The sequence below is a fragment of the Desulfatiglans anilini DSM 4660 genome (assembly GCF_000422285.1).
GTDB classification, from domain to species: domain Bacteria; phylum Desulfobacterota; class DSM-4660; order Desulfatiglandales; family Desulfatiglandaceae; genus Desulfatiglans; species Desulfatiglans anilini.
The window spans coordinates 1-9,391 of record NZ_AULM01000069.1 but is presented as its reverse complement, the minus strand read 5'-3'; the positions used below and the strand labels follow the sequence as shown (position 1 = coordinate 9,391).

5 protein-coding genes are annotated in these 9,391 nt (G+C 60.8%); all 5 read left to right on the top strand.

Annotated elements, in window-relative coordinates; genetic code table 11:
* Positions 1–269 (top strand): type II toxin-antitoxin system YafQ family toxin (locus tag H567_RS28165; protein ID WP_028322825.1); only part of this gene is annotated, 269 nt, incomplete at its 5' end.
* An 826-nt stretch (positions 270–1,095) separates the two neighbouring features.
* Positions 1,096–3,933 (top strand): DEAD/DEAH box helicase, encoded by a 2,838-nt coding sequence (locus H567_RS0120470; RefSeq protein ID WP_028322824.1) that lies wholly within the window; start codon positions 1,096–1,098, stop codon positions 3,931–3,933.
* 44 nt (positions 3,934–3,977) lie between these two features.
* A complete protein-coding gene (locus H567_RS0120465) occupies positions 3,978–8,708 on the top strand; it encodes a DNA methyltransferase family protein (protein ID WP_028322823.1) in 4,731 nt (1,576 codons plus the stop codon).
* A gap of 97 nt (positions 8,709–8,805) precedes the next feature.
* Positions 8,806–9,108: a hypothetical protein gene (locus tag H567_RS0120460; RefSeq protein ID WP_028322822.1), complete on the top strand. Its 303-nt coding sequence runs from the start codon at positions 8,806–8,808 to the stop codon at positions 9,106–9,108.
* A partial coding sequence (locus tag H567_RS0120455) for a type II toxin-antitoxin system HicB family antitoxin (RefSeq protein WP_028322821.1) occupies positions 9,092–9,391 on the top strand: 300 nt, incomplete at its 3' end. The genes H567_RS0120460 and H567_RS0120455, both read left to right, overlap by 17 nt.

Sequence of the window (9,391 nt, the reverse complement as noted above, 5' to 3'; positions counted from 1 at the left end):
TGACCCCCGCATATACAACGCAGTTTGAACGCGACGCTAAGCGGATGAAAAAGCGCGGAAAAAACCTTGAAAAATTGAAAATAATCATCCGTTCTTTAGTGGCTGGGGAGTCGCTTGATGACATTCATCGTGACCATAAGCTGATTGGCGATTGGAAGGGGCGACGGGAATGCCACATTGAATCCGACTGGCTGTTGATTTATCTGGTTGATTCCGACCGTGTTGTCTTCGAGCGGACTGGAACCCACTCTGACTTATTTCAAAAATGAAGGGCATTGATAGCCCAACATTTTGCTGCAGAGACGCAATTCCATGGAATAGGTCGTCAAAAGGAAGACCCTGTTGCGCAGTTTGCGCGTGGCGCTGATTAATCGCTCGACTTCGTTCAGGGCAAGGATATCAGGCCGCGGTGTCACTTTCGGGACTTTGACGATGTTTACCCACTCCCAATCGCGTTTGAGCACATGCTTTCAGAAGAATTGCAGTCCGTTGCGGTCGATCTTGACGGTGCTCCAGGAGTGGGACCCGGCCAAGTCGGAAAAATACTGTTCTCGTCAGAATCAATGAAGAATTCTTGTTCGTCAAAGGTGAACCTTATGATGTGTATGTATTGATAGATGCCGGTAGCTGTTATGTATTTGGACAAATTTTTTTACGTGTGGTCGATGAAGCACCCGCAGAAAAGATGTAGAAGAATTGCTTCAAAAGACGTTCCATGGAAAGAACCAGTGGGCGGATCTGTTGATCTTAACTGGCAGCTCCCCAGCAGACGCTGTTTTTAAAAGATTAGGCGAGCAAAAAGGCCTGTCTATGAAAACCGTGGATTTGTCAGAGCTGGAACCGATTGTCGGTCCTTTGAAAGAGTCTTTTGCCTCGCATTTGATGAGAAAAGCCCCATAAGAACTGCATAAAGAGCGAGGGTAAAAATTTCTCCGGGCTTATGCGTGGCGTTCACTACGAGGGAATCGTTAGAAGAGAGTCCGTATTCGGTCGGGTACCATTGCTGTGATGGCTGGCAGGGGTTTTGAAGCCAGCCGACCATGCAATCTTGCGCGGCGGATTCTTCTTTTCTGGCGGCTGGTTAAGGAAATTTCAATGAATCATACCTTTGCGCCCGGGGCGCGGATCGAGGTGCGGGATGCGGAGTGGGTCGTGCGGCGCGTGGACCGGACGTCCACCGGCGGGCTGGCCCTCAGCGTGACGGGCGTCAGCGAGATTGTCAGGGACAAGTCGGCGGTCTTCCTGACCGAAATCGAAAAAAAGATCGAAGTCCTCGATCCGGCGCAGACCAGGCTGGTGCCGGATCGGTCGAGCTCCTACGAGGCGTCGATCCTCTACATGGAAAGCCTTCTCAGGCGCAAGCCCCCGACGGACGAAAAACTCTACATCGGGCACGAGGCGGCCATGGACCTGGTCCCGTTTCAGCTCGATCCGGCCGTGCAGGCCCTCCGGCAGCCGCGCCAGCGCATCCTGATCGCCGACGCCGTGGGCCTCGGGAAGACGCTCGAGGCCGGAGTCCTCCTGAGCGAGCTGATCTTGCGGGGCCGGGGCAAGCGTATCCTCGTCGTGGCGGTCAAGAGCATGCTCACCCAGTTCCAGAAGGAGATGTGGACCCGCTTCACCATCCCGCTGGTGCGCCTCGATTCCATCGGGATTCAGCGTGTGCGCTCGCGGATCCCCACCAACCAGAATCCGTTCTACTATTACGACAAGGCGATCATCTCCATCGACACCCTGAAGCAGGACGCCGAATACCGCACTTACATCGAGTCGGCCTACTGGGACATCATCGTCATCGACGAGGCGCACAACGTGGCCGAGCGCGGCAACAGCCTGAACATGAGGGCCAGGCTCGCCAAGCTTCTCGCCCGGCGCTCCGACACCCTCATCCTGCTTTCGGCGACGCCCCATGACGGCAAGGCCCGGAGCTTCGCGAGCCTCATGAACATGCTCGATCCGACCGCCATCGCCGACCCGGAGCATTACGGGCCCGAAGACATTCGCGGCCTTTACATCCGCCGCTTCAAAAAGGATATCCAGGAGCAGGTGGCGGCGTCCTTCAAGGAGCGGCGGATCGCTGTGGCCCACTGCGACGCCTCCGCCGAGGAGGAGGCGGCCTTCGACACCCTGACGGACCGTGAGTTCGCGCGCATCGACCAGCAGCGAAGCGGCGGCCTTCTTTTCAGGACCACGCTCGAAAAGGCCCTCTTCTCGAGCCCCGCGGCCTGCATCGATACGATCCGCCATCGCATCGTCCGCCTCCGGAAACTCGAGGATGAGCAGGCGGCTCTGGACATCCAGTCGCTGGAGGCCCTGGCGGAGGGCGTGGGGAAGGTGGCGGCGCAGCAGTACTCGAAGTACCGGAAACTCCTCGAGGTGATCCGCGATCCGCTCGTCGGGTTCGGCTGGAAGGGGGATGACGAATCCGACCGGCTGGTGATCTTCACCGAGCGGATCGAGACCCTCCGGTTCCTGCATACACACCTGCCCCGCGACCTCGGGCTCAAGGAGCGCGCCGTCGCTGTCCTTCACGGCGGTATGTCGGACGTGGACCAGCAGCAGACGGTCGAGGAGTTCGGGAAGGACGAGTCCCCCGTGCGCCTGCTGCTGGCATCGGACGTGGCCTCGGAGGGCATCAACCTCCATTATCTCTCGCACCGCATGATCCATTTCGACATCCCCTGGTCGCTGATGGTCTTCCAGCAGCGCAACGGCCGCATCGACCGCTACGGGCAGGAGCGCACGCCCGAGATCGTCTACCTGGTGACCCGCAGCGTCAACCCGAAGATCCGGGGCGACATGCGGATCCTGGAGCTGCTCATCGCCAAGGACGAGGAAGTGGTGCGGAATATCGGGGACCCGGCCGAGTTCATGGGCGTCCACGACATCGCCGAGGAAGAGGCCCTGACGGCCTCGGCCATGGAGGCGGGAAAGAGCCCGGAGGAGTTCGAGGCCTTCATCCGCGGCAGCGACTTCGACGACCTGGCGGTCCTGCTGGGGGAGGTGGAAACGCCTGTCGGCCGCACGGCGCGGGGTTCGACCGCGAAGCCGGTTTCGCTCTTCCCGTCCACGTATGATTATCTGGCCGCCGCCATCAGCCACCTCCGCCGCCAGGCACCCTTCGAAGCCGATCTCTACCCCGCAGAGCAGCGCCTCGACCTCACGGCGCCTCCGGACCTGAGCCGGCGTTTCAGGTTCCTCCCCCGCGAGATCGTGCCGGAGGACGGGCGGCTGGTCCTGTCGGCCGACAGGGATCTCATCCAGGCGGAGATCCGCCGCAGCCGCAAGGAGGAAAAGGCCTGGCCGCTGATGCATTATCTGTGGGATCTTCACCCGGTGGTGGACTGGGTGAACGACAAGCTCCTGGCTGCCTTCGGCCGGCATGAGGCGCCGGTGCTCGAGCTTTCAGGGGGCCTCGGACCGGAGGAGGCCATCTTTGTCATGTCGGGCCTGATCCCGAACCGCAAGAGTCACCCCCTGGTTCACGAGTGGTTCGGCGTAGGCTTCAGCGGAGGCGCTTTCCGGTCTGTGGAGCCGCTCGACGCGCTGGGCGGCAGGCTCCAACTCGGGCGCCGCAGCTATCCCAACCGGGGGCAGGCCCTCGATGTCGATGCGCTGAGGTTGCTCCTGCCGGAGGCGGTCTCCCGGGCGCGCGCCTGGATGAGCGAGCGCCGGGAGGCATTTGAGGAGGGCATCAACGCCAAACTGAACCAGCAGCTCGAGGCCCTCGAGCGGCTGAAAGCCAAACAGCTCCGGCAACTCGAGTTCGAGTTCGGGGGCAGCAGGCAGCCCGAGAAGATCGTCGAGGCGCGGCGGGAGGCCCGCAGGCGCGAGGTCGACCGGATCTTCGACGAATACTTCGATTGGGTCGAGGACACCCTCACCACGGAGGATCACCCCCACATCCAGGTGATCGCGGTCCTCAAGGGCTGAGGTGCGCACCGTCCGGGCGCGCGGCAAAAGGAGCATCGATTCGCATGACCATGGATCTCACCGGCATCACCAATGAGAACGAGTTCTACACCCAGCACTATATCTCGGCGATCCTCGAAGCCGATTTGAAGGACATTTTCGCCCGGTGGGAGGCGCGGCGGAAGGAAGAAGGCGTCCGGCCGCCCTACGCCGAATTGCGGGCGCTGGCCCGCGACTATTTCACGGTCCGCAACCAGATGGGCCGCCTCCGCGACGCGGCCGAGAGGCTGGAGCTGCAGCGCCGGTTTCTGGAGCGGCTTCTGGGGGCGCTCGGGTACGAATATCAGCCGGATGCAAAAATCCTTGAGGACGGTGCGGCGCTGCCGCTCCTCTCGGAGATCCTAAAGAGCAGCGGGGCCCCCGAGCTCTGGATCGTCGAGGCCTTCAATGCCGGACCGGATGACATCGACCTGCTGCAATTGGAAGTTGCCCGGGCGCAGGTGCGGCCCCCGGAAGGCCAGGGCATCCGGGGCCGCCGGGCACTGCCGAAGGAGCAGGCGCCGAAGCCCCTCGAGGAGATCATCACCCGGTCGGTCTTCGGCCTGGACGAGCCACCCCGCTGGGTCCTGGTGGCGGGCATGAACCAGCTGCTCCTCATGGACCGCGCCAAGTGGAACGAGAAGCGCCTCCTCCGCTTCGACCTGGCCGAGATCCTCGGCCGCCGGGAGGAGTCCACCCTGAGGGCCGTGGCGGCCCTGCTCCACCGGGAGAGCGTCTGTCCGGCGGACGGGTTGAGCCTCCTCGACACCCTGGACGAAAGCTCCCACAAGCACGCCTTTTCCGTCTCGGAAGACCTGAAATACGCCCTGCGCCAGTCCATCGAACTCCTGGGGAACGAGGCCGTGCGCTACCTGACGGAAAAGAAGAAGGAGGCGATCTACGGCCGTGAACTGGCGAGGGACCTCTCCCTCGAGTGCCTGCGCTACATGTACCGGCTGCTCTTCCTCTTCTATATCGAGGCGCGGCCCGAACTCGGTTACGCCCCCATGAAATCCGGCGAGTACCGGACGGGATACAGCCTCGAAACCCTGCGGGACCTCGAGATGACGCCCCTGACCACCGAGGAGTCCCGGAACGGCTCCTTCCTGAACGACTCCCTCGATCTCCTCTTCGAACTCGTCTACCGCGGGTTTCAGCCGCGCGGCGCGGAACTCCAGATGGAGCTGCAGGGTGCTGAGGGATCGGACCATCACCTCTTCCGCATGGCGGCCCTCAACTCGCACCTTTTCGACCCCGCGCGGACGCCGGTCCTGAACGGTGTCCGCTTCCGGAACGAGATCCTCCAGCAGGTGCTCCGGCGCATGTCCCTGACGCGCCCCAAGTCCGGCAGGGACCGGCGCGGGCGCATCAGCTACGCCCAGCTCGGCATCAACCAGCTCGGGGCCGTCTACGAGGCGCTTCTCTCCTATACCGGATTTTTCGCCGAAAGCGACCTTTACGAGGTCAAGCCCGCCGGGGCCGGGTTCGACGAACTCGGCATCGGCTACTTCGTCCAGGCCAGGGACCTGGAGCATTACACGGAGGAGGAGAAGTTCGATGAAAACGGGCGGCTCATGAAGTACCCGCGCGGGACCTTCATCTACCGCCTGGCGGGGCGCGACCGTGAGAAATCGGCCTCCTACTACACGCCCGAGTCGCTGACGCGCTGCCTCGTGAAATACGCCCTGGATGAACTCCTGCAGGGCAAAAGCGCGGAGGAGATCCTCAGCCTGACCGTCTGCGAGCCTGCCATGGGGAGTGCGGCTTTCCTGAACGAGGCGGTGAGCCAGCTCGCGGAGGCCTACCTGCGGCGCAGGCAGAAGGAACTGGGGGTCGATATCCCCCATGAGGACTACGCCACCGAGAGGCAGAAGGTCAAGATGTTCATCGCCGACAACAACGTCTTCGGCGTGGACCTCAATCCCGTGGCCGTGGAGCTGGCGGAGGTCTCCCTCTGGCTCAACACCATCTATGACGGCGCCTTCGTCCCGTGGTTCGGGATGCAGCTTGCCTGCGGCAACTCCCTCATCGGCGCGCGGCGGCAGGTGTTTCCCGCAGGGCTCCTGGATCGAACCGGAAAAGGAGGCCTTTCCTGGCTTCAGGCGGAGCCGGAGCGGGTCCAGCCTGGAATGCCGCGCCCGCCTGAAGGCATCTACCACTTCCTCCTGCCTGACAAGGGCATGGCCTGCTACAACGACCGGGTGGTCAAAGGGCTTGCGAGGGAGCACATCGCGGCCGTCAGCGACTGGAGGAGGACCTTCACCCGCCCCTTCAGCAAGTGGGAGGTCGATCCGCTTCTAACGCTTTCCGAGGCGGTGGACCGGCTCTGGGAGCGGCACACGCGGGACCAGGAGCGCATGCGCGCCCGCACCACCGATCCCCTGGCGGTCTTCGGGCGCGACAGGCCCGGCAAGGAGTCCAAGATCACCCCCACCGACTGGAAGGACCGGGTCTTCGAGCAGGAGATGCTCTCCCGGAACGTCCGGAATTCCAGCGCCTACCGCCGCCTGAAGATGGTCATGGACTACTGGTGCGCCCTCTGGTTCTGGCCCATCGAAAGATCGGGTCTGCTGCCCACGCGGGAGGAGTTCATGCTCGATCTGAACCTGCTCCTCGAAGGGAACCTTTATTCGAGCGGCTCCACGCCCGGCGAGCAGATTTCGCTTTTTCCCGACACCATGCCACGCCAGTTGGCGCTGAATCTGGTGGACGAATTCGGCTTCGTGGACGTGGACCGGCTCACCCGTGAAAATGAACGGCTCGGGCTGGTGCTGGAACTGGCCGAACGGTACCGCTTCCTCCACTGGGAACTGGAGTTCGCCGATGTCTTCGCCCGGCGCGGCGGGTTCGATCTGGTGCTCGGGAATCCCCCCTGGATCAAGGTGGAGTGGAACGAGGGCGGGGTCCTGGGCGACGCGGAGCCCCTTTTTGTGCTGCGCAAGTTCAGCGCCTCGAAATTGGACCAGCTCAGGGAGGAGACCCTGGAGCGCCTGGGGCTTCTGAGCCGGTACCTGGCGGCCTTCGAGGAGGCCGAAGCGACGCAGAATTTCCTGAATGCGGTGCAGAATTACCCCCTGCTGAAGGGGATACAGACCAATCTCTACAAATGCTTTCTTCCGCAGGCCTGGATGATCGGACGGGAAGGCGGGGTCTCCGGGTTCCTGCATCCCGAAGGGATCTACGATGATCCGAAAGGGGGCGTGTTCCGGAGGGCTGTATATTCAAGGTTGCGGAGGCATTTTCAGTTTCAGAATGAGCTGAATCTTTTTGGGGATGTTGATCATCACGCCAAATTCAGTGCAAATATTTTTATGAACCAGGAACTGCCACCCGGTTTTGACCAGATCGCTAATCTTTATGCCCCCAAAACAATCTATGCCTCTTATGAAGACGGCGGGCATGGCTCGGTGCCCGGCATCAAGGACGACGAAAACCGTTGGAACGTCAAAGGGCATCCAGCTAGGGTGATCCGGGTGACCGAGGAAGAGCTGAACTTGTTTGCGAGGCTTTACGACGCTGAGGGCACTGAGGCGTTGGAAGCCCGGCTGCCTTCATTGCACTCGAGACAATTGATCAGCGTTCTGAAAAAGTTCGCCACCTATCCGAAGCGCTTGGGCGATTTGAAAGGGGAATATTTTTCGACGGAGATGTGGCACGAAACCAACTCTCAGAAGGACGGCACGATCCGTCGGGAAACACGGTTTCCCAAGGATGCCGGAGAGTTGGTGCTGTCGGGTCCGCATTTCTTTGTCGGCAACCCTTGCAACAAAACACCCAGAGCGGAATGCACCCAGAATTCCCATTACGATGTGCTGGACCTCACGGAATTGCCCGACGATTACCTGCCCCGGACGAATTATGTGCCGGCGTGTGATCCTGAGGAGTATTTGCGGCGGACGCCTCGGGTGCCTTGGGGAGCGAATGAACCGGTGACGGAGTTTTATCGACTTTTCGCCCGCAGGCAGCTCAGCCAATCAGGGGAAAGAACGCTAATTGCTGCGATAGTGACTGAAGAATTAGCGCATATCCACCCCGTAATATCCACGGCCTTTAAAAAATACGATTCGCTAGCGACATTTGCATCTTGCTGTGCATCATTACCGTATGACTTCTTCATAAAAACGACTGGCAAAGGTGATTTATATGAATCGACATTGAGGCTTCTGCCTGCTTGTCAGTCAACTGGCCAGTTGCAGCTGCGTATTCTTATTCTTGCGTGTTTGACTTCCCACTACTCACGTTTGTGGGGACATTTGTGGTGTGGCTTTTTCCTAGCGGACACCTGGACCAAACCCGACCTCCGCCTGCCAAACGACCATTTCCGCAACCTCACGCCCCAATGGAACCGTCACGTGGCCCTCCGGACGGACTATGCCCGGCGGCAGGCGCTGGTGGAGATCGACGTGCTGGCGGCCATGGAACTGGGCCTTACCCTGGACGAACTCAAGACCATCTACCGGGTCCAGTTTCCCGTTCTGCGCCAGTATGAATCCGATACGTGGTACGACCGGAACGGGCGCATCGTTTTCACCTGCAACAAAGGGCTTCCGGGGGTGGGGTTTTCCCGGGCCGAGTGGAACGACATCAGGCCAATGCAGTCCGGCACGGTTTCGCGCACCATCCAGGATGACACCCTGCCGGGCGGCCCGCGCGAGCGCACCATCGTCTATGAGGCCCCTTTCGACCGCTGCGACCGGGAGAAGGACTACGAGACGGCATGGGCGGAATTCGCGAGAAGAAGGGATTCTGCAGGCTGAGGAGTGCAACTGACCTGCGGTCATGGAAAGAATATCAGGGGTTGACTCCGTGCAAAAATGATACTATATGTAATATCAATCAACCCTGGAGGTGCAGTTGGGCAAGGCTGAGAAACTCTACCAGAAGTGGTCCGCACATATTCCCAGGGAGGCCCATCTGCACGAAGTCACGACCTTTCTGGATACCTATTTCCCCGGAATGTGGAAGCAAAAGTCGTCTTCGCACATCGTAGTGCGCTGCAGCCGGCTGGCCATGTTGGCCGATTACCGCCCCTTCGGCGAAATTTCCATACCGGTGAAAGGCGGTCAGCGGGTGAAAGGGTTTTACATAAAGGAGATTATCCGGGCTAAAAGGGCCCTGGAGGAATTGGGAGTAGAAGACCATGAAAAGGAATGCTGATGATTACGCAGCGCTGCCTTACAGAGTGGAGATCACGGCTATCGCGGAGGAGGAAGGCGGCGGGTATCTCGCCAGGCTGCCGCAGTTCGGGCGACTGGGGATTGTGGGCGACGGCGAAACGCCCGAGGAGGCCCTGAGGGAACTCGAAGCCGCCAAGCGCGAACGTTTTGCGGAATACCTGGCAGAAGGGCGCGCAATCCCCGAACCCGAGACGGAGGAGGAGGATTTCAGCGGTCGGTTTGTAGTGCGGCTGCCGAAGTTTCTGCACCGGGAACTCGTGTCG

What these genes read in the sequence shown, in the direction of transcription:
- H567_RS0120470 (WP_028322824.1), top strand. Translation starts at nt 1,096, where the DNA reads ATGAATCATACCTTTGCGCCCGGGGCGCGGATCGAGGTGCGGGATGCG.
- H567_RS0120465 (WP_028322823.1), top strand. Translation starts at nt 3,978, where the DNA reads ATGACCATGGATCTCACCGGCATCACCAATGAGAACGAGTTCTACACC.